Annotated in this window: 27 protein-coding genes, 1 pseudogene and 1 riboswitch; of the genes and pseudogenes, 19 read left to right on the top strand and 9 right to left on the bottom strand. The window is 41.7% G+C overall.

The features are described from left to right. Positions 1 to 102 precede the first annotated feature (102 nt). From yunB to AC3ISE_RS19085, 4 genes and pseudogenes are all read left to right on the top strand, one after another. Complete coding sequence (gene yunB / locus AC3ISE_RS19100; RefSeq protein ID WP_070874697.1) at positions 103 to 870, top strand: sporulation protein YunB; 768 nt, start codon at positions 103 to 105, stop codon at positions 868 to 870. A 74-nt stretch (positions 871 to 944) separates the two neighbouring features. Then, positions 945 to 1,127: riboswitch (Lysine riboswitch) on the top strand. Positions 1,128 to 1,265: 138 nt separating this feature from the next. After that, a complete protein-coding gene (locus AC3ISE_RS19095; RefSeq protein WP_489222182.1) occupies positions 1,266 to 2,828 on the top strand; it encodes a Na+/H+ antiporter NhaC family protein in 1,563 nt (520 codons plus the stop codon). A 209-nt stretch (positions 2,829 to 3,037) separates the two neighbouring features. Further along, positions 3,038 to 4,544, top strand: a pseudogene (locus AC3ISE_RS19090) (sodium-dependent transporter). Then, on the top strand, positions 4,544 to 4,648 hold the full coding sequence (locus AC3ISE_RS19085; RefSeq protein ID WP_139149042.1) for a methionine/alanine import family NSS transporter small subunit: 105 nt from the start codon (positions 4,544 to 4,546) through the stop codon (positions 4,646 to 4,648). Before AC3ISE_RS19090 ends, AC3ISE_RS19085 begins: the two are co-directional and overlap by 1 nt. A 192-nt stretch (positions 4,649 to 4,840) precedes the next feature. Here AC3ISE_RS19085 and AC3ISE_RS19080 read toward each other — a convergent pair whose 3' ends face one another. Further along, entirely contained in the window at positions 4,841 to 5,788 is a 948-nt protein-coding gene (locus AC3ISE_RS19080; protein ID WP_489224388.1) for a M23 family metallopeptidase, read from the bottom strand. Positions 5,789 to 6,059: 271 nt separating this feature from the next. On the opposite strand from AC3ISE_RS19080, the gene lipA reads away from it, so the two are divergent. Continuing rightward, positions 6,060 to 6,956 carry a lipoyl synthase gene (lipA, locus tag AC3ISE_RS19075; protein WP_489222181.1) on the top strand — a complete coding sequence of 299 codons (897 nt, stop codon included), beginning with the start codon at positions 6,060 to 6,062 and terminating at the stop codon, positions 6,954 to 6,956. 71 nt (positions 6,957 to 7,027) lie between these two features. Here the strand turns inward: lipA and AC3ISE_RS19070 are convergent, their stop codons facing one another. Beyond that, the gene (locus tag AC3ISE_RS19070) at positions 7,028 to 7,657 is read right to left on the bottom strand and encodes a YhcN/YlaJ family sporulation lipoprotein (RefSeq protein ID WP_489222180.1); all 630 of its coding nucleotides are present in this window, start codon (positions 7,655 to 7,657) and stop codon (positions 7,028 to 7,030) included. A gap of 113 nt (positions 7,658 to 7,770) precedes the next feature. Here AC3ISE_RS19070 and AC3ISE_RS19065 point away from each other — a divergent pair, with 113 nt between their 5' ends. Beyond that, positions 7,771 to 8,046 carry a YutD family protein gene (locus tag AC3ISE_RS19065; RefSeq protein WP_070877943.1) on the top strand — a complete coding sequence of 92 codons (276 nt, stop codon included), beginning with the start codon at positions 7,771 to 7,773 and terminating at the stop codon, positions 8,044 to 8,046. A 24-nt stretch (positions 8,047 to 8,070) separates the two neighbouring features. Here the strand turns inward: AC3ISE_RS19065 and AC3ISE_RS19060 are convergent, their stop codons facing one another. Both AC3ISE_RS19060 and AC3ISE_RS19055 read right to left on the bottom strand, forming a co-directional pair. Beyond that, positions 8,071 to 8,358 (bottom strand): cytosolic protein, encoded by a 288-nt coding sequence (locus AC3ISE_RS19060; RefSeq protein WP_489222179.1) that lies wholly within the window; start codon positions 8,356 to 8,358, stop codon positions 8,071 to 8,073. 52 nt (positions 8,359 to 8,410) lie between these two features. Then, a complete protein-coding gene (locus AC3ISE_RS19055; RefSeq protein WP_489224387.1) occupies positions 8,411 to 8,677 on the bottom strand; it encodes a DUF3055 domain-containing protein in 267 nt (88 codons plus the stop codon). 144 nt (positions 8,678 to 8,821) lie between these two features. Here AC3ISE_RS19055 and AC3ISE_RS19050 point away from each other — a divergent pair, with 144 nt between their 5' ends. Continuing rightward, on the top strand, positions 8,822 to 9,259 hold the full coding sequence (locus AC3ISE_RS19050; protein WP_489222178.1) for a DUF86 domain-containing protein: 438 nt from the start codon (positions 8,822 to 8,824) through the stop codon (positions 9,257 to 9,259). Positions 9,260 to 9,341: 82 nt separating this feature from the next. Then, positions 9,342 to 10,112 (top strand): TIGR01457 family HAD-type hydrolase, encoded by a 771-nt coding sequence (locus tag AC3ISE_RS19045; RefSeq protein ID WP_489222177.1) that lies wholly within the window; start codon positions 9,342 to 9,344, stop codon positions 10,110 to 10,112. Positions 10,113 to 10,493: 381 nt separating this feature from the next. Here the strand turns inward: AC3ISE_RS19045 and AC3ISE_RS19040 are convergent, their stop codons facing one another. Then, positions 10,494 to 10,994 (bottom strand): phosphatidylglycerophosphatase A family protein, encoded by a 501-nt coding sequence (locus AC3ISE_RS19040; protein ID WP_133312483.1) that lies wholly within the window; start codon positions 10,992 to 10,994, stop codon positions 10,494 to 10,496. A gap of 171 nt (positions 10,995 to 11,165) precedes the next feature. On the opposite strand from AC3ISE_RS19040, the gene yutH reads away from it, so the two are divergent. The 7 genes from yutH (at position 11,166) to AC3ISE_RS19005 (ending at position 19,050) form a co-directional block, all read left to right on the top strand. Continuing rightward, a complete protein-coding gene (gene yutH / locus AC3ISE_RS19035; RefSeq protein ID WP_489222176.1) occupies positions 11,166 to 12,161 on the top strand; it encodes a spore coat putative kinase YutH in 996 nt (331 codons plus the stop codon). A gap of 64 nt (positions 12,162 to 12,225) precedes the next feature. Beyond that, the gene (locus AC3ISE_RS19030; protein WP_489222175.1) at positions 12,226 to 13,191 is read left to right on the top strand and encodes a 2-hydroxyacid dehydrogenase; all 966 of its coding nucleotides are present in this window, start codon (positions 12,226 to 12,228) and stop codon (positions 13,189 to 13,191) included. Between the two features lie 51 nt (positions 13,192 to 13,242). After that, positions 13,243 to 13,416, top strand: coding sequence for a hypothetical protein (locus AC3ISE_RS19025; protein WP_165970995.1), 174 nt, complete (start codon positions 13,243 to 13,245; stop codon positions 13,414 to 13,416). Positions 13,417 to 13,634: 218 nt separating this feature from the next. Then, entirely contained in the window at positions 13,635 to 14,933 is a 1,299-nt protein-coding gene (locus AC3ISE_RS19020; protein ID WP_489222174.1) for a homoserine dehydrogenase, read from the top strand. Further along, positions 14,933 to 15,991 carry a threonine synthase gene (gene thrC / locus AC3ISE_RS19015; protein WP_489224386.1) on the top strand — a complete coding sequence of 353 codons (1,059 nt, stop codon included), beginning with the start codon at positions 14,933 to 14,935 and terminating at the stop codon, positions 15,989 to 15,991. Before AC3ISE_RS19020 ends, thrC begins: the two co-directional genes overlap by 1 nt. Continuing rightward, positions 15,988 to 16,923: a homoserine kinase gene (gene thrB, locus AC3ISE_RS19010; RefSeq protein WP_489224385.1), complete on the top strand. Its 936-nt coding sequence runs from the start codon at positions 15,988 to 15,990 to the stop codon at positions 16,921 to 16,923. Before thrC ends, thrB begins: the two co-directional genes overlap by 4 nt. Positions 16,924 to 17,061: 138 nt before the next feature. Then, positions 17,062 to 19,050, top strand: a complete 1,989-nt coding sequence (locus AC3ISE_RS19005) for a S9 family peptidase (RefSeq protein WP_489222173.1) — start codon at positions 17,062 to 17,064, stop codon at positions 19,048 to 19,050. Positions 19,051 to 19,099: 49 nt separating this feature from the next. Here the strand turns inward: AC3ISE_RS19005 and AC3ISE_RS19000 are convergent, their stop codons facing one another. Then, complete coding sequence (locus AC3ISE_RS19000) at positions 19,100 to 19,321, bottom strand: NifU family protein (protein WP_070876112.1); 222 nt, start codon at positions 19,319 to 19,321, stop codon at positions 19,100 to 19,102. 219 nt (positions 19,322 to 19,540) lie between these two features. Here AC3ISE_RS19000 and AC3ISE_RS18995 point away from each other — a divergent pair, with 219 nt between their 5' ends. Further along, positions 19,541 to 19,864, top strand: coding sequence for a YuzD family protein (locus AC3ISE_RS18995; RefSeq protein ID WP_133312477.1), 324 nt, complete (start codon positions 19,541 to 19,543; stop codon positions 19,862 to 19,864). Positions 19,865 to 19,914: 50 nt separating this feature from the next. Here the strand turns inward: AC3ISE_RS18995 and AC3ISE_RS18990 are convergent, their stop codons facing one another. Both AC3ISE_RS18990 and AC3ISE_RS18985 read right to left on the bottom strand, forming a co-directional pair. Next, positions 19,915 to 20,661, bottom strand: a complete 747-nt coding sequence (locus AC3ISE_RS18990; RefSeq protein ID WP_489222172.1) for a lipase family protein — start codon at positions 20,659 to 20,661, stop codon at positions 19,915 to 19,917. Between the two features lie 542 nt (positions 20,662 to 21,203). Beyond that, positions 21,204 to 22,271: an NAD(P)/FAD-dependent oxidoreductase gene (locus AC3ISE_RS18985; RefSeq protein ID WP_070876044.1), complete on the bottom strand. Its 1,068-nt coding sequence runs from the start codon at positions 22,269 to 22,271 to the stop codon at positions 21,204 to 21,206. 283 nt (positions 22,272 to 22,554) lie between these two features. Between AC3ISE_RS18985 and AC3ISE_RS18980 the strand changes: the two genes are divergently transcribed. Further along, positions 22,555 to 22,797: a YuzB family protein gene (locus AC3ISE_RS18980; RefSeq protein WP_489222171.1), complete on the top strand. Its 243-nt coding sequence runs from the start codon at positions 22,555 to 22,557 to the stop codon at positions 22,795 to 22,797. A 283-nt stretch (positions 22,798 to 23,080) separates the two neighbouring features. On the opposite strand, the gene AC3ISE_RS18975 is transcribed toward AC3ISE_RS18980, so the two are convergent. Then, positions 23,081 to 23,761 carry a DUF2225 domain-containing protein gene (locus tag AC3ISE_RS18975; protein WP_489222170.1) on the bottom strand — a complete coding sequence of 227 codons (681 nt, stop codon included), beginning with the start codon at positions 23,759 to 23,761 and terminating at the stop codon, positions 23,081 to 23,083. Between the two features lie 246 nt (positions 23,762 to 24,007). Between AC3ISE_RS18975 and AC3ISE_RS18970 the strand changes: the two genes are divergently transcribed. Together AC3ISE_RS18970 and dapF are read left to right on the top strand one after the other, a co-directional pair. Further along, positions 24,008 to 25,228 (top strand): NupC/NupG family nucleoside CNT transporter, encoded by a 1,221-nt coding sequence (locus AC3ISE_RS18970; protein WP_170292795.1) that lies wholly within the window; start codon positions 24,008 to 24,010, stop codon positions 25,226 to 25,228. Positions 25,229 to 25,367: 139 nt separating this feature from the next. After that, complete coding sequence (gene dapF / locus AC3ISE_RS18965) at positions 25,368 to 26,228, top strand: diaminopimelate epimerase (RefSeq protein ID WP_489222169.1); 861 nt, start codon at positions 25,368 to 25,370, stop codon at positions 26,226 to 26,228. The last annotated feature ends 3 nt before the right edge of the window (positions 26,229 to 26,231 follow it).

The raw sequence follows: 26,231 nt of genomic DNA, 5'->3' as shown, positions 1-26,231 counted from the left end.
AGCTATCGCTATTTAAATATCATTTCAAAATCATAGATGAAAAAGAATGCGTACATCCCCCCTTGCCTGCATAAACATATCATGTAAAGGGGGGATTTATTTTTGGCCAGATTCCGCAAACGCCCTCATAAGAAGGGACCGCTTCCTTTCCGATATGTATTCCTGCTGTCGCTTGTCTTTTTTATTTTTTCTACAGCTGCAGGTCTATGGATCGTCAATAAAGGAATTGAACCGACATTAATGACCGTAGCAGAAACGGAAACAAAACGGATTGCAACACTCGTTATTCAAAATGCAATTAATAAAGATATAAAAGAAGATGTTGATGTGGATGAAATGTTTGTTGTTGATACAGATGAAAAAGGGAATGTGACAACGATCGATTTTAACGCGAAGTTTGTCAGAAGCGTGCTTGCTAAAACTACAGATAAAATTCAAACGAACTTGAGAGAGGCTTCGAAAGGAAATATTGATGCACTCGAGCTTCCTGAAGGGGAACATATATCAAAAGATGAGCAGGGGGAGGGAATTATTTATTCCATCCCATTGGGTCAAGCTACAAATAATGCCCTGATCGGGAACTTGGGACCGAGGGTGCCGGTACGCTTCTATGTAGTGGGGGAAGTACAGACTGACGTAAAAGAAACGATTCAGCAGTATGGAATTAATAATGCTTTAATTGAGATTGCTGTTGAAATTGAAGTGAATGTAGAAGTGGTCATTCCCTTTTCCACTCAAACAGCTACAGTCAGAAACACAATTCCAATTGCTATTAAAGCAGTACAGGGGCAGGTTCCAAGTTATTACAATGGCGGCGGAGCGGGTTCCCCTCCCGCAATCGATGTGCCGGTGGAATCATCTGGAAGGTAACACTAGCAGGTTGAAAGTTTCATAGTTTATTGTTATAATCCATAATTATAAACTGAATACTTCACCTTGTCTCATGATGAGGTAGAGGCGCGAAAAAGAAGAGTAGATAGTGTGAGGATGACAACTGAGACCACTATACAAAAGGCTTTTTTGCCGAAGTTATGCAAACGTGTCAGCATTTGCATGGCTGGGGTTACCTTGAATAAGGGTAACACTGTCATTATGGATGATATCTATAATGGAGGGCTACTGATCGTGGAGGATAACATAACATTACACCGTAATGCGGGAAGAGTAATGATAGTTATTTTCTATCGCTACTCTTTTTTATTTGCACTTTTTTATCCCTTCCTCGTGCCGGTAGCCTAAAAAATATTTTTAGGAGGCAATATACCATGTCAGGCACTATTTATTCGATTCTTCCCCCAATCATCGCGATTCTGATGGTTATTTTAACACGGAGAGTTCTGCTTTCCCTTGGTGTTGGAATTCTTTCCGCTGCACTTATTCTTACGAATTTTTCAATTTTAGAAACACTTACGAAAGTGTATGAAGCATTTAAAGCCATCTTTATTTCAGATGGAGCATTAAACACCTGGAATGTCTTTATTCTGCTTTTTCTTTTAATTTTAGGTGTTGTTACAGCGCTTATTTCGATTTCAGGAGGCAGCAGAGCCTTTGGAGAATGGGCTCTAAAACGTGTCAAAACAAGAGCAGGCGCTCAATTTACAGCAGCCCTTTTAGGTGTCCTGATTTTTATTGATGATTATTTTAACGCACTTGCAGTCGGTCAGGTAAGCCGTCCGATTACGGACCGTCAAAGAGTATCCCGCGCAAAACTTGCTTACATTATTGACTCAACATCAGCACCTGTTTGTGTAGTTTCGCCGGTTTCAAGCTGGGGAGCCTATATTATTGCTATGATCGGAACAATTCTTGCGACGCATGGTGTCAGCGAATACACACCTCTTTCAGCATTCATGACGATGGTTCCGATGAATTACTATGTATTTGCAGCATTGGCTTTAGTTTTTGCAACAGCTTACTTCAATATTAATTTAGGAAGCATGAAGCAGCACGAAGAGCGTGCGATTGAAACAGGCGTTGTTTTTGATCCCGAAAAAGAACCGCTTGGAGATATTAAAGAAGATTTGCCTACAAGCGATAAAGGGACGATTGCAAATCTTGTATGGCCGATTATTGCCTTAATTATCGGAACGGTAAGTGCCATGCTATGGACCGGATATCAGGGTGTTCAGGGAGAAGAAGGAGTTGCTCTCACCCTTTTGACTATGTTTGAATATACCGATGTAGCTAAATCTCTAGTTTTAGGCGGATTATTCGGCTTACTCGTAACTCTTGCTCTTTATTTCAGCAAAGGAATCAGTGCTTCTTACTTGCCGAAGGGATTTCTTGAAGGCATTAAATCAATGCTGCCAGCAATCTACATCCTAAGCTTGGCCTGGATGATTGTAGACTTAATCGGTCAGCTGAAAACAGGTGAATACCTGGCAGGGATTGTTGAGCAATCGAATCTGAACACAGCACTCCTTCCGGTTATTCTGTTTATTCTTGCAGGCTTTATGGCATTTGCAACCGGGACTTCATGGGGCACTTTCGGAATTATGCTTCCGATCGCAGGTGAAATTACAGCAGCGACTGACATTTCCATGCTTCTTCCTGCGATGGCAGCCGTTCTTGCAGGGGCTGTGCTTGGGGATCACTGTTCTCCTATATCCGATACAACAATCTTATCCTCAACAGGGGCAGGAAGCCATCATATCGATCATGTTATCACACAGATGCCTTATGCCATTACCGGAGGAATTATAGCAGCGGCTGGCTATCTTGTTTTAGGATTTTCAGGAAGCATGCTTCTGGGACTTTTGACAGTAGTTGTCCTCTTAGTTGTTTTCATCCTCATCTTCAAAAAAAAGGAAGAGATTCCTTTGAAATAGGTTAAAAAGGCAGAGTTCTCCAGGACTCTGCCTTTTATTGTAAGAAAATATGACAGGTAAATCATCTTAAAATAATAATTTTTAAAAATCATTTTGACTTAGGCATAATGTCCGATTATACTATGTATAGTTATACTGAAATATCAGAAAATAGTAAAAATTATAATTCTTCCAAATTCGGGAAGAAACAGCAAAAGGGGGCTTTACACATGGATAATCGTCCACAGTGGGGAACAAGGGCAGGCTTTATTTTAGCAGCTGTTGGATCGGCAATCGGTTTAGGAAACATCTGGCGCTTTCCTGGAGTTGCTTATGAAAATGGAGGGGGATCCTTCTTCATTCCGTATCTATTTGCACTATTGACTGCAGGGATTCCGCTGCTTGTAATGGAGTTTACGCTCGGACATAAATACCGCGGTTCCGCACCACTCACGTATGCAAGACTAAGCAAGAAATTTGAATGGCTAGGCTGGTGGCAGGTCGGCATCGCATTTGTCATTTCAACGTATTACTCGGTCATCATCGCTTGGGCAATTTCATACAGCGGCTTTTCTTTAAATTTAAGCTGGGGAAAAGATACACAGACATTCCTTTTCAGCGATTATCTTCAGGTTGCAGCTTCCCGGGGAATTAGGCGGATTTGCGCCAGGCGTGCTTTTGCCACTATTAATTGTATGGGTAGTTACACTTGGTGTGCTGTTTGCAGGTGTTAAAAAAGGAATTGAACTTGCAAATAAAATTTTCATTCCTACTTTAGTGGTCTTATTCTTAATTATTGTTATCCGCGCATTAACTTTAGAAGGCGCAGCACAAGGTCTGGAAGCCTTTTTTAAACCGAATTGGGATATGATTTTCAACGGAAAAGTATGGATAGCTGCATATGGACAAATTTTCTTCAGTTTATCCATCGCGTTTGCAATTATGGTTACTTATTCAAGCTATCTTCCAAAAAAATCAGATATCACAAACAATGCATTTATTACAGGATTCGGAAACTCTGCATTTGAACTGCTTGCAGGTATTGGAGTATTCAGTGCACTTGGTTTCATGGCGATGCAGCAGGGTGTTCCTGTTAATGAAGTCGTTTCAAAAGGAATCGGTTTAGCTTTTATCGTATTCCCGCAAATTATTAATGAGTTCCCGGCATTTAATGAGCTTTTTGGTTTCTTGTTCTTTGCATCACTGACACTTGCAGGATTAACATCACTCATTTCAATCGTTGAAACGTTTGTAGCAGGTGTTCAAGATAAGTTTAATGTTTCCCGTACAAAAGCCGTATTTATCGGCGGAGGAATTTCAGCAATCATTTCTCTTTTATTTGCTACAAGAGGCGGAATTAACTTCTTGGACGTAGCAGATGAGTTTATCAACAGCTTTGGTGTGACTCTGGCAGGTTTTGTTGAAGTAATCGTTGTTATTTGGATTCTTAGACAGGCAACAGATCTTCAAAAACATGCCAACCAGATTTCTGATATTCAATTAGGAGCATGGTGGAAAGTATGCTTAGGGGTCATTACTCCTATCGTTCTTGGCTACATGATGATTGATAAGCTTAGAGCAGAGCCGTATGGCGGAGGATCCTATTCAAGTGAGTTCCTTTTATATTCAGGCTGGCTGGTTGCAGCAGGAGCATTAATTGTGGGTATTCTGTTCTCATTCATTTCATGGAAAAAGGATACAATTGAGCTTCCAGCTGATAAGGAGGTATCACGCTAATGAGCGGCGGAGCAATTACAATGATGATTGTTGGTATAGTTGTTATTTGGGGCGGATTGGCTGCAAGTATAGCTAATGCAGTTGTTAAAGCTAAAAGATCATAATTAAAATGCGGGTCAGCGTTTATTGCTGACCCGTTTATTTAAGCAATAAGCAAGTATAAAATTTTGCGCATTGGTGTCTAGCTCCAACGCCCAACTCCTCGGCCAGAACGGATCCGCCAGTAAAGGCAAAAAGCGCCTTTTCTGTCGGATCCTTATCTGTCTGTCGGAGCTAAACGGGCGCTTACGCTTTTCTTATTTTCTCTTTCTTTTCCTGTATTCTGCACGTTCCCATACTTTTAACTGCGGATAAGGATCATATGACCATTCTGTTCTGCCATTATCTTTGTACATGCCATAATGAAGATGCGGAGGGAACTTTCCAGAGGTTCCCGGTGGTCCATAGCCTGAGCTCCCGACTGAACCGATTAACTGCCCGGGCTCCACAATTTGTCCTACTTGAAGGCCATCTGCAAATCCATTCAGGTGGGCAAAGTAATGGTACGTATTGGAGCTGTCCCGAATTCCCAGCCTCCAGCCGCCAAACCTGTTCCAGCCCTTCATTTCAATAATTCCATAGCAAGTAGAACTCACAGGAACACCGTAATTGGCAAAGATGTCTGTGCCTTCATGTATTCTTCTGCCGCCCCATCCTCGTGCATCTCCCCATGTGTTTTTATAGCTGTAGTTGAAGCGAATAGGGACAGGGAAAGAATGCTGATCAAGATCCAGTCTTCCGTATTTTTGAAAAAGCTTCATATGTCCTGAAATCAATCCAATTGTTTTATCACGCTGATAGTAATCCCAAAGACCAATTTTTATGTTTTCGAGATCAATTCCATAAGACAGCAAATAGGCTGCAAACGTAAACAGCACATCTTCGTCATTGTCAGGCTCCGCCTTTCCGTCGCCATTTCCGTCAATGCCAATCCCGCCAAATAAAGAGATGCTTGTCGGGTTGGTGTCAGACCGATCTGGATTTTGCAGCCCAGTCCATATTTCCGGTTTAATATAGATGCCAATAACGCCTTTTGCTTTAGGGATATCATTCCTGGTTCTTCTTACGTTACGCTCATATTGATCAACAGAGGCCAGTACGTACCAGGGAATTTGAGTGATGGTTTCAGCTTTTTTAAATAAGTTCATTCGTTCTTGATTAATTTGTTCGATGCTTTTATCTGCCCCGAGCACCTGATTAGGCAGGGCAGTGCAGAAGAAACAAAGAATAAACAGGATCCATATTTTTCTCACATTACCGGTCTCCTTTAAACCAATTTCATAACCTTAGTTTGGTGTAATAAAGAAAATTCATATGTAGAAAATGTTAGAAATTGCATCGCTCTCTTTCCCTTGTCCTATCTTGCTCTGTTATGTTAAAGTGACTAATGTACCTATTTCATTTTAAATTTTCCTTTTATGCTGAACATTCGCAGAATCAGAGGAATACTTACAATACATACTGGAGATGATTCAGATGGCTAAGAAAGAAGAATACCTGAGAAAGCCGGATTGGCTAAAAATAAAACTAAACACCAATGAAAATTACACAGGCTTAAAAAAAATGATGCGCGAAAAAAATCTTCACACCGTTTGTGAAGAAGCAAAATGTCCCAATATTCATGAATGCTGGGCAGTAAGACGAACTGCAACATTTATGATTCTTGGCGCTGTGTGCACTCGTGCATGCCGTTTCTGTGCGGTAAAAACTGGATTGCCGACTGAACTTGATTTACAAGAGCCGGAACGCGTTGCAGATTCAGTAGCATTGATGAACTTAAAACATGCTGTTATAACAGCGGTTGCAAGGGATGATCTGCGTGACGGGGGAGCTAACGTATTTGCCGAAACAGTCCGCGCCGTACGCCGCAAAAGTCCATTTACTTCAATTGAAGTTCTGCCATCTGATATGGGCGGAGTGGAAGAAAACTTAAAAACACTCATGGACGCAAAACCGGATATATTAAACCATAACATTGAAACCGTAAAACGTTTGACTCCAAGAGTTCGCGCACGTGCAAAATATGACCGTTCCCTGGAATTCCTGCGCCGCGCTAAAGAAATGCAGCCTGAAATTCCGACCAAATCAAGCTTAATGATTGGACTCGGCGAAACAAAAGAAGAAATCATCGAAACAATGGATGATTTGCGTGCAAACAATGTTGACATTATGACAATAGGCCAATACTTGCAGCCTTCAAAAAAGCATCTTAAAGTAATGAAATATTACACACCTGAAGAATTTGCAGAGCTTCGGGAAATTGCGATGAGCAAAGGCTTCAGCCACTGTGAAGCAGGCCCGCTCGTTCGTTCATCCTATCATGCAGATGAGCAGGTTAATGCAGCAACTAAAGCAAGACAGGCACAGGCATAATAAAAGTACCCGCATCTTTGAAGCGGGTACTTTTTTAGTGTGAGCAGACGATTATTGTGTTTGTAGAGCTCTTATTTATCCTTCATGTCCTTGTCAAGGTTTTCGTTTGTTTCGCCGTAGCCTTCTCCGTTTGCGTTTTCACCTTTGTTCAGTTTGCGGCCTTGAGGGGATTTCAGCATTTCTTTTATTGTGCTATCGATAATTTGATCAATATCTCTGCTTTCTGGATCAAGGCCTGAGTATCCTTCGACTTGCTTAATCATCTCAGGATCATCGGACAGGTAAACGTGGTAGTATCTGGGAACGACGGAAATCGCCGTTTTTTTCACTTGATCCGCTGTTTCATTTCGATTTTTCGTATCCGTCTGATAAGCGATCAGGACTTCTTCATCAGTTACAAGTGTTGCCACATCCTGGATGTTCGGAAGCTGAACGATTAAGCTGGAAATGGCATTAGCTGTCTTTTCGTAATCAACTTGAGGCACCTTATCGTAATCATTTTCCTGGGCTAAATTGTTTTTTACATGACGCACATAGCCAAAACCGGAGTTGGTGTCTTTTCCGTTTTTTATGCCATTTTCATCATTTACATTTACCGTATTGCCATTTTCCTCAAACAATTCATTTTCACTTGCAGTATTCTGGCATCCAGTCATGATAATCATACCTATTAAGGATGCCGTGAACGCGATTTTCTTCATCGCAAACACCTCCGTAACCTTAGGTTGACCAAAACAAACGCAATCTTTCTTAGCAATTGATGGGGAAATCGATTATGATAGTATTTAGACAGCTTTCATGCGAGGTGATAGTAGTGATAACGGTCCAAAATCATAGCTTTGAGCTCATTAAAGACGAAAAAAATGGCTTTAATGAAGAGGCCTTTAAAGCGCGTTACTCAGAAATTCTGAATAAATATGATTACATCGTCGGTGACTGGGGTTATAACCAGCTTAGACTTAAAGGGTTTTTTGACGATCAAAATCAAAAAGCTTCCTATGACACAAAAATCAGCACACTTGATGAGTACATATTTGAGTACTGCAACTTCGGCTGCGCCCATTTTGTCTTAAAAAGAATAAAGAAATAAGCCGCGGGAGAAATCCGCGGCTTATTATTTTGACGTATAAGGAGGTTCTTCGTTTTTCTCAGGATCGTCGTGGGTAGGATGTGCTCCAGGGTACTGTCTTGGCAAATTCTGATGCAGTGATTTGAACTCATAGTTAAAAGCACTGTAATACCGCTGGCCTTCTTTCCACTCCGAGCTCTTGTTTTCCACAGGCTCATCCTTGCCGCGAGGTGCACCGTATGGCCCCTCAGGAAAAATTTCAGGCAGCACCAGATTTCTCATATCTTCAACATTTGAAAAATCCGTGTACTCCCGTTTTTCTTTATCATCCATTGTCTCACCTGCTTTTTTAGCTTAGTGTACGATTGATGACAATTAATTATCCTTACACCATTTCATACAAAAATTCCCTCAGCTCATTTGCTTCGTCTTCCTCGAGATTGAAGGCATGTTCAATATATCCCGGTTCATTCAGGTCATCTTCGCCGATAATGGCAAAACGGCTGCTCAATAAATTCAGAACAAGGTGTTTGCCATAATAGCGGTCAGACTTAACAATGGCTAAATCAAAGCGGCTGTTTTCTCCCATAAAGCTGACAAAGCGTGTTTTTGTTTCGACAGTATCATCATATAAATAAAATCGTTCGGACATCATCATTTCCCCTTTATTCCATATCATTTTCCTCTATCATAGCAAACGTTCCTCTTTACCGAAACCAGCTGCAGGGAAATATTGAAATCAGCCAAATTGTGATAAAATACAAGTATTGAGTATGAAAGTTAGGAGTGTCAAAAGATGTATTTTGTAGATCGTGAGAAAATTGAAGAAACCTTGGTTTATTATGAAAAGAACTTTGCTTTATTTGGCAAGCACAAAGAATGGAAAACTGACATAGAAGTGAAAGCGCTTGAACGTCTAGCGCAAATGATGATTGAAGCCATACTGGATACCGGGAATGCCATTATTGACGGATTTATTATGAGAGACCCGGGCAGCTATGAGGATATTATCGATATTATGCTCGATGAGAAAGTGGTTGATCAGGATGAAGCTGCCGGACTGAAAGAAGTAATCAGTTTCCGTAAACAGCTCGTTCAGGAGTATCTGGCCATCGATCACACTGCTCTTACAGCCAGCTTGAAAAAACAGTCAGACGTGCTTCACAGTTTTCCTTCCCGCGTAAGGGCTTATCTGGAAAATGAACTTGGCCCGGTTTCCGCTTTTAGACATTAAAGAATAAACGTATTATAATAAATGGACGCTTTCTATTTAAGAAGGCGTCTCATTTTTTTACATAAAGCAAGGAGTGAGATAGATGAAGAAGTACAAAGGCTACTTAATTGACCTGGATGGAACCATGTATCGAGGCAAAGAACGAATTGAAGAAGCAAGCGATTTCGTTAAATTATTAATAGAAAAAGAAATACCGTATTTATTTGTTACAAATAATTCATCAAGAACTCCCAAACAAGTAGCGGATAAGTTAAATTTATTTGACATCCCTGCAGACGAGGATAAAGTATTTACAACAAGCCAGGCAACGGCAAACTTCATTTATGAGAAAAAATCTGATGCAACTGTTTATGTGATTGGTGAAGAAGGCATTCAGCAGGCATTGATTGAACGTGGCCTGAAGCTTGTGGATGAAAATCCTGATTTTGTCGTAACGGGTATAGACAGAGGCATTAACTATGAAAAGTTAGCATTGGGCTGTATCGCTGTCCGCAATGGAGCAACGTTCGTTTCAACTAATGGGGATATTGCCATACCAACAGAACGAGGGCTGCTCCCGGGCAACGGCTCCTTAACATCGGTGATTGCCGTATCAACTGCCGTCCAGCCGATTTTTATCGGCAAACCGGAAAGCATTATTATGGAACAGGCTTTAAAAGTATTGGGCACAGACCCTGAAGATACGTTAATGGTTGGGGATAACTATGACACAGATATCAAAGCGGGCATGAATACAGGTTTGGATACTTTGCTTGTCCATACTGGAGTAACTCTTCGCGAGCATTTGCTTAATTACAATGAAAAGCCGACATATACGGTTGACTCATTAGAAGAGTGGTTTGACAAAATCTAAAGAACGCAGAAAGCGCATCGGATATGATGCGCTTTTTTCTATTGCTGAGCTATAAAAAGGTCATATGGGCTAACTAATACACAAATCAGCAACCAATGTGAAAAACTCATAATATGGCGGCACCGTTTTTCTTGTTGGCCAGCTCCATCGCCCAACTTCTCGGCCAGAACGGCTCATCCAGCAAAGGCAAAAAGTGCCTTCACTGGCTGATCCTTATCTGTCATGCCTGCGCTAAACGGGCAATTCCGCTTTTCTATATTGTCTAGCTCCGCCTCCTAGCCCCTCGGCCAGAACGGATCCGCCAGCAAAGGCAAAAAGCGCCTTTACTGTCGGATCCTTATCTGTCTGTCGGAGCTAAACGGGCGATTCCGCATTTCAATGTTATTCCGTATTCTTAGCCCGATGCGCCAGCCTGCTTGATGCAGCGGCTGCAATGGCCCCGATGATGTCATCGAGATAGGTGTGGACCATTCCGGTTGATTTGTCGTTCAGGAATTTAAGAATTCCGGGTTTTTCCTTATCGATGTAGCCGTAGTTCGTAAAACCGATTGATCCATAGATATTGACGATGGACAGGGCGATGATTTCATCTACCCCATATAGGCTTTCATCACTTTCAATGATGGCTTGAAGGGGTTCCTCAAGCATTTTTTTCTCTGCCAGAATATCTAATTGTATGCCGGTTAAAATGGCGTTTTGCACTTCTCTTTTTGATAGTACTCGATCTATATTCTCCAAACATTGATCGATTGTTAATGAAGGATGATATTTGACTTGCAGAAAGTATACGAGTTCTGCGATATCTTCTACCTTTACTCCGCGGTCCTGTATCCATTGCCTTGCTGTTTTTTCAACAATGTCCATCTTCTCTTTTTCTTTCATCCATTTCACCCAATCTTCTTTTTACTATTTTACGCAAACGGCCTTCTGAATGTGTAATGAAAATGTCAATCATTAAAAAGTGTTTAACTTACGATCCAAAATATACATAAATGAGTAAACTTCCGATTAGGATAGGGTAAGGACTTTTATCTATATATGGGGGAGAAACTCGTGGAAAAATTGATACGGGAACAATATGGACTTAGAGTGGCAGAGACATTCAGAGTAGGAAATTATGATGCTTTCTCATTTCATCAGCACGTCTATTTGATTGTCCCGCTGTCACATATAGACGATGAAGAGCTTTATGAACTGTATAATATGAGTCATTTTCTGCTTGAACGCGGAGACCCGTTTGTAGCGGTTTTTTTGTTAACAAAGCAAGGGAATTTATATATAGAGTGGGAAAAAAGGAAATATGGAATTTTGAAAACCTCATATGTTCAAAGTGAGCGTGTGTATCAGGTGGGAAGAGAGCTCGCACGATTTCATCAAAAAGCAAGAAGCTATCCTTATCAGGTTTCAAAAATAAGCAGAATCGGCCAATGGAAGATGCTGTGGGAAAAGCGAACCGATCAGCTTGAAGGGTTTTGGCGCGGAAAAATCAGTTCGCAGCCGCTTGATTCGTTTGAAAAAATGTTCGCTGAATCATTTCCATATTATATGGGACTTGCCGAAAATGCGATTCAATACTTAGTGGACACAGAACTTGACGATGAGCCTCAGCCTATTGATTCAGCAACAGTCTGCCATCACAGATTCTATTCGGATACTTGGAGGTCATCAGGACTCGTGAAAATCCCGACAGATTGGGTGTTCGATCACTGCAGCAGGGATATTGCCGAATATTTAAGGAACCAATTTTTCGATCAGCCAGAAACACTGCGTCAGGACGGGTTTTTACTTTTAGAGGATTATGACCGGACAACACCGCTCTCGTCTTTTTCATGGAGACTTATTTACAGCCGCCTGCTCCTGCCGATTCATTATTTTGAATGCATTGAAGATTATTATTTATCATCTGAAACGGATAAACCCTATTATGAAGCGAAGCTTTCGGAAATGCTCAAGAATTCCTCCAAGTATGAGGGATTTCTGAAATCATATGCGCAACTACTGTCCATGCGGACGAAAAAAATCTATTTGCCGGCTATACACTGGCTTTAAGACCTGTTCATTCCTCTCACACCTTATGTGATAAGATAAAAGAAAATGGAAAAAGGGTGAGAGGATGAAAACGCCAAAAATATTCATAACAAGAAAATGTCCTGATGAAAGATTGAAAGCGCTTAAGGAGCTGGGTGAAGTGGAAATGTGGGAGAAGGAAGATGTCCCATGTCCCCGCGGTCTGCTGCTTGAAAAAGCTAAAGAAGCAGATGCCCTTTTGACGATGCTATCCGATCAAGTTGACGAGGAGCTTCTTAATAAGGCAGAGAACGTAAAAGTGATTGCAAACCTTGCCGTTGGATACGACAATATTAATCTTCAATATGCCAAGGAAAAAAAGGTCATCATTACGAATACACCCGATGTCTTAACTGATACAACGGCTGACCTCACATTTGCGCTCATCCTCACAGCGGCAAGACGGGTCGTTGAAGCGGCAGACTATGTGAAGGCAGGAAAATGGACTAGCTGGAGTCCGCTTTTGCTTGCGGGTGCAGATGTTCACCATAAAACAATCGGCATTGTCGGCATGGGGAAAATAGGACAGGCTGTTGCTAAACGTGCCAAGGGGTTTGATATGAATATCCTGTACCACAATCGGTCAAGAGATTACGATGCGGAAAATAAGCTGGGAGCGGCTTATACAAGCTTTGATGAACTGCTGGAACAATCAGATTTTGTCGTCTGCATGACGCCGCTTACGAATGAAACGAAGCATATGTTCAATGCTGAAAGCTTCAGAAAAATGAAATCTTCAGCTCTTTTTATTAATTCTTCGCGAGGCGGAACGGTTGTAGAGGGAGATTTGATAAAAGCCCTTGAATCAGGTGAAATTGCAGGAGCGGGACTGGATGTATTTGAGAAAGAACCAATCAGCGCCGATCACCCGCTGTTAAAGCTGCCAAATACAGTAGCTCTCCCGCATATAGGCAGTGCAACGGCTGAAACACGTTACGCCATGATCGATTGCTGTGTTCAGAACATCCTGTCAGTTTTAACAGGGAAACCGCCCATCACACCCTTAAATTAGATTACTTCTGCAAAGAGCGGGGTATAGTCTTCTAAAACGGGAGGTTTTAATATGAACAGTTTTTTAGTGCAGTACACAGATAAAGAGACGATGGAGAGGGTCTTTGACGGGCCTATCTTTCCAACCGAGGAAGAAGCCATGCTTGAGAAAGAAAAGCTTGAACGAAAAGGTCATTTTGATGTAACCGTTGAAAGCGAAAATGATATACAGCTTGACCGAGAATAAATAAAATGACGTGCGATTCCCTCGCACGTCATTTTATTTTATATTTTTTGGAAAATATAAACCTAGTATAATCAACGAAGAAAGCGATTTCATAAAAAAACTGAAAATTCTCTATTGATAAGCAATAGCACACTGTTTATAATGACAATAATAGAAAATGTCTATCATACATATACAAATGTATTTCTTAGAAGGACATCAAGGGAGTGGATAAATTCATGAAAGCAATTCAAGTTGGTTTATTGGGACTGGGAACAGTCGGAAGCGGTGTAGTGAAAATTATTAACGATCACCAGGATAAATTGATGCACCAGGTAGGCTGTCCTGTTAAAGTGAAAAAGGTCCTCGTACAGGATGTTGATAAAAAAAGACAAGTTGAATTCGGAAAAGAGATTCTGACGAGTAATGCTGATGAAGTTATTCATGATCCTGAAATAGATGTCATTATTGAAGTAATGGGCGGTGTCGAGCATACAAAGGAATATATTCTTCAAGCTCTTCAGGCGAAAAAACATGTAGTAACTGCAAATAAGGATCTAATGGCCGTGTATGGCACGGAGCTTTTAGATGCGGCAACAGAAAATGGCTGTGACTTATTCTATGAAGCAAGTGTTGCCGGAGGGATTCCGATTTTAAGAAGTTTAGTAGATGGACTGGCTTCAGACCGGATCAACAAAATGATGGGTATTGTGAACGGTACAACAAATTTCATCTTAACAAAAATGAGCAAACACGGAAGTCCATATGAAGAAGTGCTGAAAGAAGCCCAGGATCTTGGGTACGCAGAATCAGATCCTACTGCGGACGTAGAAGGACTCGATGCTGCCCGCAAAATGGCGATTCTTGCCCGCCTTGGCTTTTCGATGCACGTAGATTTAGAGGATGTAAGTGTAAAAGGCATCAGTGAAGTAACAGATGAGGACATCAGCTACAGCAAGAGACTTGGATATACAATGAAGCTGATCGGCATCGCCAACCGCGACCACAATAAAGTCGAAGTCAGCGTACAGCCGACCCTGCTGCCTGATTATCACCCATTGGCATCGGTTAATAACGAATATAACGCTGTGTATGTGTACGGGGAAGCTGTAGGAGAGACAATGTTCTACGGCCCGGGCGCGGGAAGCTTGCCAACTGCAACAGCTGTCGTATCTGATTTAGTAGGCGTCATGAAAAATATGAGACTTGGGGTAAATGGACGAAGCGCTGTTCTTCCTCAATTTGAAAAAGCATTGAAGCAGAGCGATGAAATCTATGCTCAGCATTTCCTCCGCATTCATGTAAAAGATCAAGTCGGAGCATTTTCAACAATCACTTCATTGTTCTCAGAGCGCGGTGTCAGCTTTGAGAAGATTCTGCAGCTTCCGCTTAAAAACAGCAATCTGGCTGAAATTGTGATTGTTACGCATCAGGCATCAAATAAAGACTTTGATGAGATTTTGGCAAACCTGCTTGATCTTGAAGTCGTTCATGGCATTAAAAGCTCATATCGCGTAGAAGGGAACGGTTACTCATGATGTGGAAGGGTCTCTTAAATCAATATCGGAATTACTTGCCCGTAAATGATCAAACACCTTTACTTACGCTGAACGAGGGGAATACCCCTCTTGTTTTTCTGCCGACTCTGTCAGAGAAGCTTGGACTTGAGCTATATGCGAAAACAGAAGGCGCCAATCCAACGGGTTCTTTTAAAGACAGAGGCATGGTGATGGCTGTTGCAAAAGCGAAAGAAGAAGGCAGTGATACTGTCATCTGTGCTTCTACTGGAAATACATCCGCTGCTGCAGCCGCCTATGCAGCCAGAGCGAAAATGCGATGCATTATCGTTATTCCTGACGGGAAAATTGCGTTTGGAAAACTGGCACAGGCTGTGATGTACGGAGCAGAAATCATTGCGATCAAGGGGAATTTCGATCAGGCGCTGACAATGGTCCGCAGCATGTCTGAGAAGCTTCCTATTACTCTTGTAAACTCTGTGAACCCTTACCGTCTTGAAGGGCAAAAAACAGCTGCATTCGAGCTTTGCGACGCATTGGGAACTGCTCCTGATATTCTGGCAATCCCTGTCGGCAATGCAGGAAACATTTCTGCTTATTGGAAGGGCTTTTTAGAATATGACAGCATGCATCAGACCGGCCTCCCGCAAATGCATGGCTTTGAAGCAGAAGGAGCCGCTGCGATTGTACGCAATCAGGTGATTGAAAACCCTGAAACAATTGCGACTGCTATTCGGATCGGCAACCCGGCAAGCTGGGACAAAGCCGTCAATGCAGCTGAGCAATCCAATGGTTTTATTGATGAAGTAACAGATGCGGAAATTATTGAAGCTTATCAGCTTTTAGCAAAGACTGAAGGTATCTTTGCAGAGCCTGCTTCTTGCGCTTCGATTGCAGGATTGATTAAGAGTGCCAAGAAAGGCGTTTATCAAAAGGGAGCTAAAGCAGTTGCTGTCTTAACAGGGAACGGATTGAAGGATCCAAATGTAGCTGTTGATCTCTCTGAAATCAAACCAATTGTGCTTCCTAATGATGAACTTGCGGTTATGGAGCAGCTTAAGGGAGTGGGGGCATGGTGAAGGAAGGCGACATGTTAAAGATAAAAGTTCCTGGAAGCACGGCAAACCTAGGACCTGGCTTTGATTCCGTCGGTCTTGCTGTCAATCGGTATCTGGAACTGAGAATCACTCTTTCTGAAACATGGTCTTTTATTCCGTTAAATGAGGAAATGCTCGATATTCCAAGAGATGAAGAAAACCTCATTTATCAAGTGGCGAAAAGAGTGGCATCTTCTTATGAATCTGTACTGCCCGCCTGTTCAGTTGAAGTCTGGAGCGATATTCCGATGGCACGGGGGCTGGGAAGCAGTGCTGCTGCTATCGTGGCAGGTGTCGAGCTTGCAAATGAATTATGCGGATTGCAGTTAAGCATGAAAGAAAAGCTGCATTTGGCCAGTATTATTGAAGGTCATCCGGATAATGCAGGGGCATCCTTGTACGGAGGATTAGTTGTGGGACTCCATCAGGAGCAAGAAACAGAATTGGTGGCTGTTCATGAAGTCGACATTGATCTAGTGGCAGTTGTCCCGCCATACAAGCTGTATACTAAAGATGCCCGCGACGTGCTTCCCGGATACTTGGAATACACCGGGGCAGTAGAAGCAAGTGCAGTCAGCAATGTTTTAGTAGCAGCTGTTCTTTCAAACAACTGGCGTCTTGCAGGGAAAATGATGAAGAAAGATTTATTTCACCAGCCTTACCGCGGAACTCTGATTAAGGAGCTTTCGAAAGTTCAGGAAGCGGCTATGGAAGCAGGTGCATATGGCGCAGCACTCAGCGGTGCGGGGCCGACTGTCCTGGCATTTACGGCTAAAGGGAAAGGGAAATCACTCGCTAAACTGCTTAAAGCTCAATTTCCTAAATGTGAAGTTGATGAGCTGACACCAGTCTTAGAGGGATCAAATGTTTATTATGAAGCCTGCACTGGACAAGTTCGGGATTCGATTGGATAGAGCATTCTCATATGAGGATGCTTTTTTAGTTATGTAAGTAAGATCCATTTTATTCTGCTCTTAGGAGGAAATTTATTTAGCTTGTCGAAATAAATAGAATGCCGGAAAAATTCTAGGGAAAGTTTGGTGTTGATCGAAATGGAAAGTGTAAAACAAAAAAGAGGGATGACAGCGGAAGACTTATACAAGCTGAAATCCGTCAATGATCCTCAAGTTTCACCGTGCGGCACAAAAGCCGTTTACGTTCAAACATCTATTCATGAAGAAAAACATCAATACATATCGAATCTATTTTTAACTAATTTGGAAAAGAATACTTCCAGTCAATGGACATACGGTGAAGGCAAAAACACATCCCCGAGATGGTCTCCTGACGGAAGCAGTCTTGCCTTTCTATCAGACCGAAATGGAAAGAATCAGCTGTTTGTCATGTCAGCAGCAGGCGGGGAGGCTAAACCCCTTACAAAAGAACACCTATCTGTCTCACAGCCTGTCTGGAGCCCTGATGGAACGAAAATCCTAGCAGCTATCTCTTTAGCGCCGGCTGACGGATTAGATAAAGAGGATAAAGATGAGAAAAAGCAGCCGGAGCCGCTTGTAGTAGAGGATATGAGGTATAAGTCTGATGCAGCGGGTTTTGTGAAAAACCGTAAAAGACAGCTTGCGATAGTTGATGTGAAAACAGGCGAACTTGAGCTTATCGGTTCAAGGGAGTTTGATTATAACGACGGAGCATGGTCCCCGGACGGGAAATCAGTTGCGTTTACTTCGAATATGACGGATGATCCCGATCAAACATTAATCTCAGACGTTTTTATTCTATCTTTAGAAACTGACGAGCAGCAGCAGCTGACAAACAGCAATGGATTCTTTGGCAATCTATCCTGGTCGCCGGATGGAAGCTATTTGTCTTTTCTGGGGCATGAAAAAGAATTCCAAAGTGCAACTTTCTCAAAAATTTGGCTGTACAGCCTGAAATCAGGAGAGTTAACGTGCTATTCAGCTGACTGGGACGTTCACATCAGTGATGCCGTTGTTGCCGATTTTATCTCAGGCAGTGTGTATCCAGGCCTGATTTGGACAGAGGACAGCCAGGGATTTTATTTTATTTTAACCGATCAGGGCAATACGGGTGTCTATTATGGCTCACTTGAAGGACAAACCCTTCCAGTAAGATTTGAACAGGAGCATGTATACGGATTATCGGTTCACACCGGCAGCCATACCGCAGTTCTTGGCATCAGCCGTCCCAATCATCCTGGTGATCTGTATTTCTTTGATTTTAGTACAGGGGAAAATCGTCAGCTTACAAATGTGAATGAAGAATTTTTACAGGAAATTGAACTTGCTGTTCCCGAGGCAATAAAGTGGAAGGCACAAGATGGACTTGAGCTCCATGGCTGGATTATGAAGCCGGCTGGATTTAAAGATGGCGAGAAATACCCGCTCGTTCTTGAAATTCACGGCGGCCCGCACGCCATGTATGCCAATACCTATTTCCATGAGTTTCAGATGCTTGCTTCAAGCGGGAAAGCCGTCCTCTATACAAATCCTCGTGGAAGCCATGGGTATGGACAGCATTTTGTAGATCAGGTTCGCGGTGATTATGGCGGAAGCGACTATACCGATTTAATGAGTGCGGTAGATTATGCCCTTGAAACTTATGATTATATTGATAAAGATCGGTTAGGTGTAACTGGCGGCAGCTATGGCGGTTTTATGACGAACTGGATTGTGGGTCATACAAACAGGTTTAAAGCAGCTGTCACGCAGCGTTCAATCAGCAACTGGATCAGCTTCTACGGAGTGAGTGATATCGGCTACTACTTTACAGAGTGGGAAATCGGCGGGGATCTGATCAATGATTTTGATAAACTCTGGCACCATTCGCCGTTAAAATATGTCACAGCTGTAGAAACGCCTCTTTTGATCCTTCATGGCGAAAAAGACTACCGCTGTCCTGTTGAGCAGGCTGAGCAGCTTTATATCGCATTAAAGCGCCTGAAAAAGGAAACAAAATTTGTGCGCTTTCCAGAAGCAAACCATGAATTATCCAGAAGCGGGCATCCTAAGCTTCGGATTGACCGATTAAATCATATCAAAGGATGGTTCGACGAGTATCTATAAACACAAAAAAAGATGGTGAGCGGGCTCACCATCTTTTCATTTTCTGTTATTAAAAAACTTGTTCTACTTCCACAACACCCGGAACTTCTTCAAGAAGTGCGCGTTCAATTCCAGCTTTAAGTGTAATGGTTGAACTTGGGCAGCTGCCGCAAGCTCCTAAAAGGCGTAATTTTACAATGCCGTCTTCTATATCAACCAGCTCACAGTCTCCGCCATCACGAAGCAAGAATGGACGTAATTTATCTAATACTTCCTGTACTTGTTCTACCATTTGTGTTTCTGTTGTCAAAATAATCGACTCCTTCCTTATCCTGCTATTATATTCAAAAAACCGCTGAAAATCTATTCATATGATTGATGTAATATCTGTTAATGCCACTATTTTAACATATTCCGCGCCGAATAAAAACGGATACTTTCAGCATATAAGTTTTCATGGAAAAAAAACGCTTACTCCCTTACAATGAAACTTAAGAAAAGGGGGAATACGATGAAAAAACAAGTGGAAGTGTGTATTTATGGAGCTGAAGTACTATGCCCAAGCTGTGTGAATCTCCCCTCATCAAAAGAAACATATGAATGGCTGGAAGCAGCAATTTCAAGGAAATTCCCGCAGCAGCAGTTCAAAATAGAATATGTCGATGTGTTTGCGCCTCAAGACAATCCAGAGAAAAAGAGTTTTGCAGAGAAAATCGCAAATGACGAGTATTTTTATCCGTTAGTTGTCATCGATGGAGTAGTAGTGGGGGAAGGCAATCCGAAACTGAAAACCATTTATGCTGAAATGGAGAAGCATGGGTATGTTTCTGCATAATATTTCTATATTTGTTCATTTTAATGAATCTTCATGTTAGAAAAACTGCTTTACACGTAAACCAGTCTGGATAATCCTTCGATTCCAAGAAAATACGTTTCCGGCATATGATTGCCAGCTATGGAGCCTGCTTCAATTGTAAAAGAATACGGAGCTTGAACATGCTTGTAAAAGTATTTCAGCTTCGTCATAGGATTATAAACAAAGACAGGAGGCAGTTTCGGCACCAGATCGGCGGTATTGACGAAGCGGATGCTGTTCGGAACAAGCTGGTCATAGAGAGCCGCAAACTGCCCGTCTCCTACTCTGGGAGCCCCATAGTTATACATGACGATAGATCGGAATCCTGCGTTTGCCGCTGCATCGGCAGCGTGAAGAACAGCTAGTGCTCCTCCAAGACTATGCCCGGTAATAAAGAGATTTTTCTTTTTTGAGAGGGCAGAATACGTTTGGAAGATTTCGTCCCGGCACTGGGAATAGATCGACTGAAATCCCTGATGCACGAGGCCGCCGTTTTGAATATAGGGATAAGGAGTCTGACGGATGGTGGCATCGGCGACCCAGTCTGCATCCGATTGTGTACCCCGGAACGCAATCACCACTGCATCGTCTGATTCGAGGATAAATCCGAACCATTCCATGACGCCGTTTGCGCTGGATTTAAAAGCTTTTACCAGCTTGAATCCCGGAACGGGTTCCACCGGACCGTTGTTTAAAAACTGGCGGTATGAATATACACACATATGGAGAAGAAATTCCACAAGATCTTTATTGTAAAAAGGTTTTCGTCTTGGCATAAACATCTTCCGCACCTCGCAGCAATAGGCTTATGCACTATCATACGCATGGAAGAAAAAGAAGTGCCTGTATGGCAAATCGCTGAAAATACCTAATAATGGATCTGTTGTAAAAGAGGATCAGCAACAATTAATCGCTCATGGTTACACATTTCCAAATATGCGAGCCGAGTTTGAAGCGCGGCTGAAAGGACGCAATGATCATATACGTTCATTCCTGAAAAATGAAGAAAAGAGGCTGTCCAGAAAGTCAGTGAAGGCTGACTTCTGACAGCCTCTTTTTTCAAGAAGCCTCTTTTCGTAATAGTGAACTAAATGTTAAAAACTTTAAGTGGAGCGGAAAGGAACGGACATCATTTATCATGAAAATCAACAATCTATGCGAAAACAGCCTTCAAGAAAAAATGTAAAAAAAATCGTTCCTTTTAGTAGCCTGGCTGCTTTCAGTCAAAAAACAACAACTAAAAAAAGCAGGGAGGAAAAACTGGTTATTTTTCCTTCCTGCTTTTATTTTAGGAACTTATTGGAGAGCACCTTTTTATTTATCCATTATGATACTTATACATCCATAGAATTCCTGACTTAAGCAAGCGCGGAACTCGTCCAATAAGCGGACGGTCATTCACAAGGCCGAAACCATGTTTCTTTCCAAGTGACCCAAGTACGCCTTTAAGCTTAAAGGCAGGGAAGTCCTGCGGCAGTTCTTCGCCATTCCACTTTTTCAGGAGAACTTGAACGATCTGTTCAGCTTGAGCTTCGGCAAGCTGAGCACTTGGTGCATGAGGAAGACTTGCGCAGTCTCCAACAACGAATGCATCTTCATGATGCGGAAGGTGATGCTGTTTTGTCAGAACGACACGTCCCTGTGGATCTTTGTCTACAGGAAGATCTCTGACGACTTTATTCGGCTGAATGCCTGCAGTCCATACGATGGCATCGTAAGAGACAGGCTCATCATGATTATATAGAACGTTTTGTTCTACTTTTGTCACGTTAGCACTGTTGATAATGGTTACGCCATGATCTTCAAACCAGCCTTGAACATATTTGCTCAAACGTTCTGGAAAACTGGAAAGAATGTTTTTGCCCCGGTCATATAGTGTGATTTTAAGATCTTTTCGGCTTTCTCTGAGTTCACTCGCAAGCTCAACTCCGCTGAGTCCTGCGCCAACGATTGCAACAGAAGCACCGCCGCTTAAGTTATTAAGAAGCTGATACGTTTCTCTTGATTGATCGATTGTCTGGATGCTGTGTGTAAATTCTTTTGCACCCGGAACATTATGATACTTGTCCTCGCAGCCTAATCCGATAATAAGATCATCATATGAAATCGGTTCCTGATTATTCAGGTGAACCTTTTTTTCTTCAAGATCAACCGAAGTGATTTCCCCGAATGTTAAGTGCAGACGCTCATGCTCTGGAAAATCTACGCGGATGTGATGGTCTGAAATCGTTCCCGCAGCAAGTGCGTAATATTCCGTTTTTAAACAATGATAGGGATTTTTATCTATGAGTGTAATTTGCACATCTTCAGGCAGCTGACCTGGAAGAAGTCGATGAAGGACGCGCATGCCGCCGTATCCACCGCCAAGAATAACTAAGTTCTTCATTGCAGATTCCCCTTTTTCTCCTCTTAAAGTGAGTAATATTCTTATCTATAGGTTAATTCAGTGATTAAGAAAACCTTTGCAATATGCCATCTAAAAGTATAACGAATTTGATGATAAACCACAATATGTTATGAAAAAGTCATCTATTAATCTGTTAACCCGCTCATTAGTAAATCACTTTTATGAAAATGTGTTGGTATTTATGAAAAAAGTATAACATAAAACGTTAATTATTGACGATAGTACATAGAAAGAGGTAGCATAGGATTGCAGGTGTGAGGTGATGAAGTTGAAACCGATAATAGAATTTTGTATAAGCAATTTAGCGAACGGTTCACAAGCTGCTTTGGAAAAGTTAGAAAAAGATCCTAATCTGGACATTGTTGAATACGGATGTCTTGGATATTGCGGAAAATGCTATGCTTCTCTTTATGCCCTTGTAAACGGTGAAGTGGTAACTGGGGAATCTTCTGAAGAGTTAGTTAAAAACATATATGATTACTTGGATGAGAATCCTATGTTCTAGGAAATGGGCTGGGAAAAAGGTTTTCAGCCAAAGAATAATCCGAACTATTATGTGAAATTCCAATTTGAATTTCGTTTTAGTTCGGATTTTTTTTTTGGCTCTTTTCATAAATATTTTTGCTGCAGGACTAAATGTTAGAAACCTTAAGTGGAGCGGCAAGGAACGGACATTATTTATCATGAAAAACAACATCTTTTATTGGTATTCGCACTATTCAATGTTCGGCTTTCATTCAGGAGATGATCGTTACGTCCCAGCCTCTTTTTTACTGTCCCGTCCACTTTTACTTCATTTCCCTCATTTCACGCCATCTGTCTTTTGCCATTTCGACGATCACTTTTTCCTCAGTATTTTTTTGCTTTTCAATGATTTTTGAAAAGTAGAGTCTGGCCTGCACTTCATCATTTGATCTTCTGCTCAGTTCACCTATTAAATAGAGAACTTTCATTTCAGTTAAATGTGTGGCGGAGAAATCATCATTTATATAAGAAGCGATATATTCCTTCAGGGCTAATTTTAGAAAGCGATTTTCCTGTAATTCCATCTGCTCCGTCCGGTAGAGCCAGGCAAGTCTTAAATAAAGTCCCCCCATTGAAACGTGTTTTTCTTTTTTCAATACTCCTGAATAAATAGCAAGCTTGTATGTATGAATGGCATCTTTAACACTTCTCTTTTTGCAGAAATTCATGCTCCCCCAGTTTGCCCTTATCTTATCATTGATTATTTCCTCTGTTCTAAAAGGAAAAACAGGAGAGAATTCTTCTGACATTGAAAACCCGCATGCAGGACACACATTTACATAGTAAAGAAGAGGGCTGAATTCATTTTTACTATAATAAGAACAAAAGTCACTGTCATGATTGACGGCACGTATGAAGCCTCTTTTTACTTTTTTTGTTGTATATGTATGTTTGCAAATTAGACAATCTATATTCTTGTCGTATAGGAAATCAAGCTTATTCATATAGTGTACCTCCCATTAGTAAAACAGGGTAAATTGTAGTGAAATCATACCACATATATAGGTATAAAGGATTATAAAATGGTAAATAGCCTTTTTGAATAACTAAATCCATTCAGATGCAACCTAAGTTTATGCAACTAGTTAATTTGTCGGAAAATATCATTATTTGTCACAATGATATAGACATACTCGCTATCGCCTGTTATTTTAGACACATCAAAAACGATTGCCTGAGGTGAAGAAATGATCAATTTTTTATGGGGGCTAATGGGAATTGCAGTCCTTTTTGCCATCGCTTTTCTCCTATCGGAACGAAAAAGTCATATTAAAGTCCGCACGATTCTCGGCGGCCTTGCCATTCAGCTTTTATTTGCATTTCTGGTATTAAAATGGGAGCCTGGAACGAGAGCTTTTAAAGGGCTGACAGAATCTGTACAGAACCTGGTAGGGTATGCCAGTGAAGGGATTGGATTTCTATTTGGTTCACTTGGAGATCCATCACAGCCAACAGGGTTCATCTTCGCGTTTAATGTACTGACTATCATTATTTTCTTTTCTTCGTTAATTTCGGTTTTATATCATATTGGGGTTATGCAGTGGATTATCAGAATTTTAGGCGGCGGTTTATCGAAATTACTAGGGACAAGTAAAGCAGAATCGCTTTCTGCTGCTGCTAATATCTTTGTAGGGCAAACGGAAGCTCCTTTGGTCATTAAACCGTACATAGCAAAAATGACAAAATCAGAATTGTTCGCTGTCATGACAGGGGGTCTTGCTTCTGTTGCGGGATCTGTACTGTTCGGCTATGCTGCTCTTGGAGTTCCTCTTGAGTACTTGCTTGCTGCAAGTTTCATGGCTGCGCCTGCAGGGCTTATTATGGCAAAAATGCTTATTCCGGAAACTGAAATGCCTGAAACCATGGAAGGCGTTAAGATGGAAAGTGATGAGGATACGGCAAATGTAATTGATGCTGCTGCAAAAGGAGCATCTGTAGGGCTTCAGCTTGCCTTGAATGTTGGGGCGATGCTTTTAGCTTTTATCGCTTTGATAGCACTTTTAAACGGAATCCTTGGCTTTATCGGAGGGATTTTCGGAGCTTCTAACTTAACACTTGAATACATTCTTGGGTTTGTATTTGCACCTCTTGCCTTTATCATCGGGGTTCCTTGGGAAGAAGCTGTGAAGGCAGGTAGCTTTATCGGTCAAAAGCTGGTACTGAATGAGTTTGTTGCTTATTCAAATTTTGCACCGCAGCTTGATGCGCTGTCAGATAAAACGGTAGCTATCATAAGCTTTGCACTTTGCGGATTTGCCAACCTGTCATCTATTGCCATTTTGCTTGGAGGACTTGGCGGAATGGCTCCAAGCCGCCGTCAGGATATTGCTCGGCTTGGTTTTAAAGCAATAGCTGCAGGAACACTTGCCAACCTTTTAAGTGCGGCAATTGCAGGAATGTTTATGTTTTAATCATAGTAGGATCACGAATAAAAGCTCCCTGCACCAAAGCAGGGAGCTTTTATTATCTATAACAAACGGGGGATATTTCTATTGTGATCCTGTTTCCAGCATTTTATACTTATAAAAAGAAAAAAAGAGGGAGAACAGTATGAAACAATTCCAATTTACGAAAATGCATGCACTCGGCAACAATTATATATATGTAAATATGTTTGAAGAACAAATTGAAGAATCAATGCTTCCTCAGCTTGCAAAGGAAGTATCGAATGTATTTACCGGCATCGGATCAGATGGAATGATCTTAATTTGTCCATCTGAGAAAGCGCCAGTAAAGATGAGGATTTTCAACAGTGATGGGTCAGAAGGGAAAAACTGCGGAAATGGTCTTCGCTGCGTTGCGAAATATGCATTTGAGAATAAACTGATAGAAAAGAAAGAATTCTCGATTGAAACACTCTCAGGTTTGGTTCATGCTAAGCTTGAAGTGGAAGATGGCTCAGTCAGCAGAGTAACAATCAATATGGGGCAGCCCAAGCTTAATCGGGCTGAAATTCCTATGGCAGGCACTCCTGATGAAAAAGTCATAAATGAACAGCTTGAATTTGACGGCAGTGTCTATCATGCTACAGCCGTTTCAATGGGGAATCCGCATTTAATATTTTATGTGGACAGCATTGAAACAGCACCAGTGTTAACACTTGGACCAAGAGTTGAGAAAGATCCTCTTTTTCCTGATTGCATCAATGTTGAGTTCGTTGAAGTGGCAGCGGAAAATGAACTTCATTTCAGAGTGTGGGAAAGAGGTTCGGGTGTTACTCAGGCATGCGGAACAGGTGCTTGTGCAGCCGTTGTCTCTTCTGTACTTAATGGGTATACGAAAAGAGGGCTCGATACAACTGTCCACCTTGCCGGCGGAGATCTTATGATCAACTGGACAGAAGAGGGGAATGTATTAATGACTGGTCCTGCAGAGGTTATTTGTACAGGAGTTTACTTCTACGGCAAATAGAAA

The sequence above is a fragment of the Metabacillus sp. KH_069 genome (assembly GCF_057838075.1).
Note: the sequence above shows the minus strand (reverse complement) of the source record. Positions and strands in the feature narration are given on the sequence as shown.

Excerpts from the sequence above, each read along its gene's own strand:
- AC3ISE_RS19020 (WP_489222174.1), top strand. The coding sequence starts at position 13,635 with ATGAAAGCAATTCAAGTTGGTTTATTGGGACTGGGAACAGTCGGAAGC.
- AC3ISE_RS19050 (WP_489222178.1), top strand. The coding sequence starts at position 8,822 with ATGTATTTTGTAGATCGTGAGAAAATTGAAGAAACCTTGGTTTATTAT.
- AC3ISE_RS19005 (WP_489222173.1), top strand. The coding sequence starts at position 17,062 with ATGGAAAGTGTAAAACAAAAAAGAGGGATGACAGCGGAAGACTTATAC.
- AC3ISE_RS19025 (WP_165970995.1), top strand. The coding sequence starts at position 13,243 with ATGAACAGTTTTTTAGTGCAGTACACAGATAAAGAGACGATGGAGAGG.
- lipA (WP_489222181.1), top strand. The coding sequence starts at position 6,060 with ATGGCTAAGAAAGAAGAATACCTGAGAAAGCCGGATTGGCTAAAAATA.
- AC3ISE_RS18985 (WP_070876044.1), bottom strand. The coding sequence starts at position 22,271 with ATGAAGAACTTAGTTATTCTTGGCGGTGGATACGGCGGCATGCGCGTC.
- AC3ISE_RS18995 (WP_133312477.1), top strand. The coding sequence starts at position 19,541 with ATGAAAAAACAAGTGGAAGTGTGTATTTATGGAGCTGAAGTACTATGC.
- AC3ISE_RS19055 (WP_489224387.1), bottom strand. The coding sequence starts at position 8,677 with ATGTCCGAACGATTTTATTTATATGATGATACTGTCGAAACAAAAACA.
- AC3ISE_RS19000 (WP_070876112.1), bottom strand. The coding sequence starts at position 19,321 with ATGGTAGAACAAGTACAGGAAGTATTAGATAAATTACGTCCATTCTTG.
- AC3ISE_RS18990 (WP_489222172.1), bottom strand. The coding sequence starts at position 20,661 with ATGCCAAGACGAAAACCTTTTTACAATAAAGATCTTGTGGAATTTCTT.
- AC3ISE_RS18980 (WP_489222171.1), top strand. The coding sequence starts at position 22,555 with ATGAAGTTGAAACCGATAATAGAATTTTGTATAAGCAATTTAGCGAAC.
- AC3ISE_RS19045 (WP_489222177.1), top strand. The coding sequence starts at position 9,342 with ATGAAGAAGTACAAAGGCTACTTAATTGACCTGGATGGAACCATGTAT.
- AC3ISE_RS19030 (WP_489222175.1), top strand. The coding sequence starts at position 12,226 with ATGAAAACGCCAAAAATATTCATAACAAGAAAATGTCCTGATGAAAGA.
- AC3ISE_RS18975 (WP_489222170.1), bottom strand. The coding sequence starts at position 23,761 with ATGAATAAGCTTGATTTCCTATACGACAAGAATATAGATTGTCTAATT.
- AC3ISE_RS19070 (WP_489222180.1), bottom strand. The coding sequence starts at position 7,657 with ATGAAGAAAATCGCGTTCACGGCATCCTTAATAGGTATGATTATCATG.
- AC3ISE_RS19085 (WP_139149042.1), top strand. The coding sequence starts at position 4,544 with ATGAGCGGCGGAGCAATTACAATGATGATTGTTGGTATAGTTGTTATT.
- AC3ISE_RS19040 (WP_133312483.1), bottom strand. The coding sequence starts at position 10,994 with ATGAAAGAAAAAGAGAAGATGGACATTGTTGAAAAAACAGCAAGGCAA.
- AC3ISE_RS19060 (WP_489222179.1), bottom strand. The coding sequence starts at position 8,358 with ATGGATGATAAAGAAAAACGGGAGTACACGGATTTTTCAAATGTTGAA.
- dapF (WP_489222169.1), top strand. The coding sequence starts at position 25,368 with ATGAAACAATTCCAATTTACGAAAATGCATGCACTCGGCAACAATTAT.
- thrC (WP_489224386.1), top strand. The coding sequence starts at position 14,933 with ATGTGGAAGGGTCTCTTAAATCAATATCGGAATTACTTGCCCGTAAAT.
- AC3ISE_RS19095 (WP_489222182.1), top strand. The coding sequence starts at position 1,266 with ATGTCAGGCACTATTTATTCGATTCTTCCCCCAATCATCGCGATTCTG.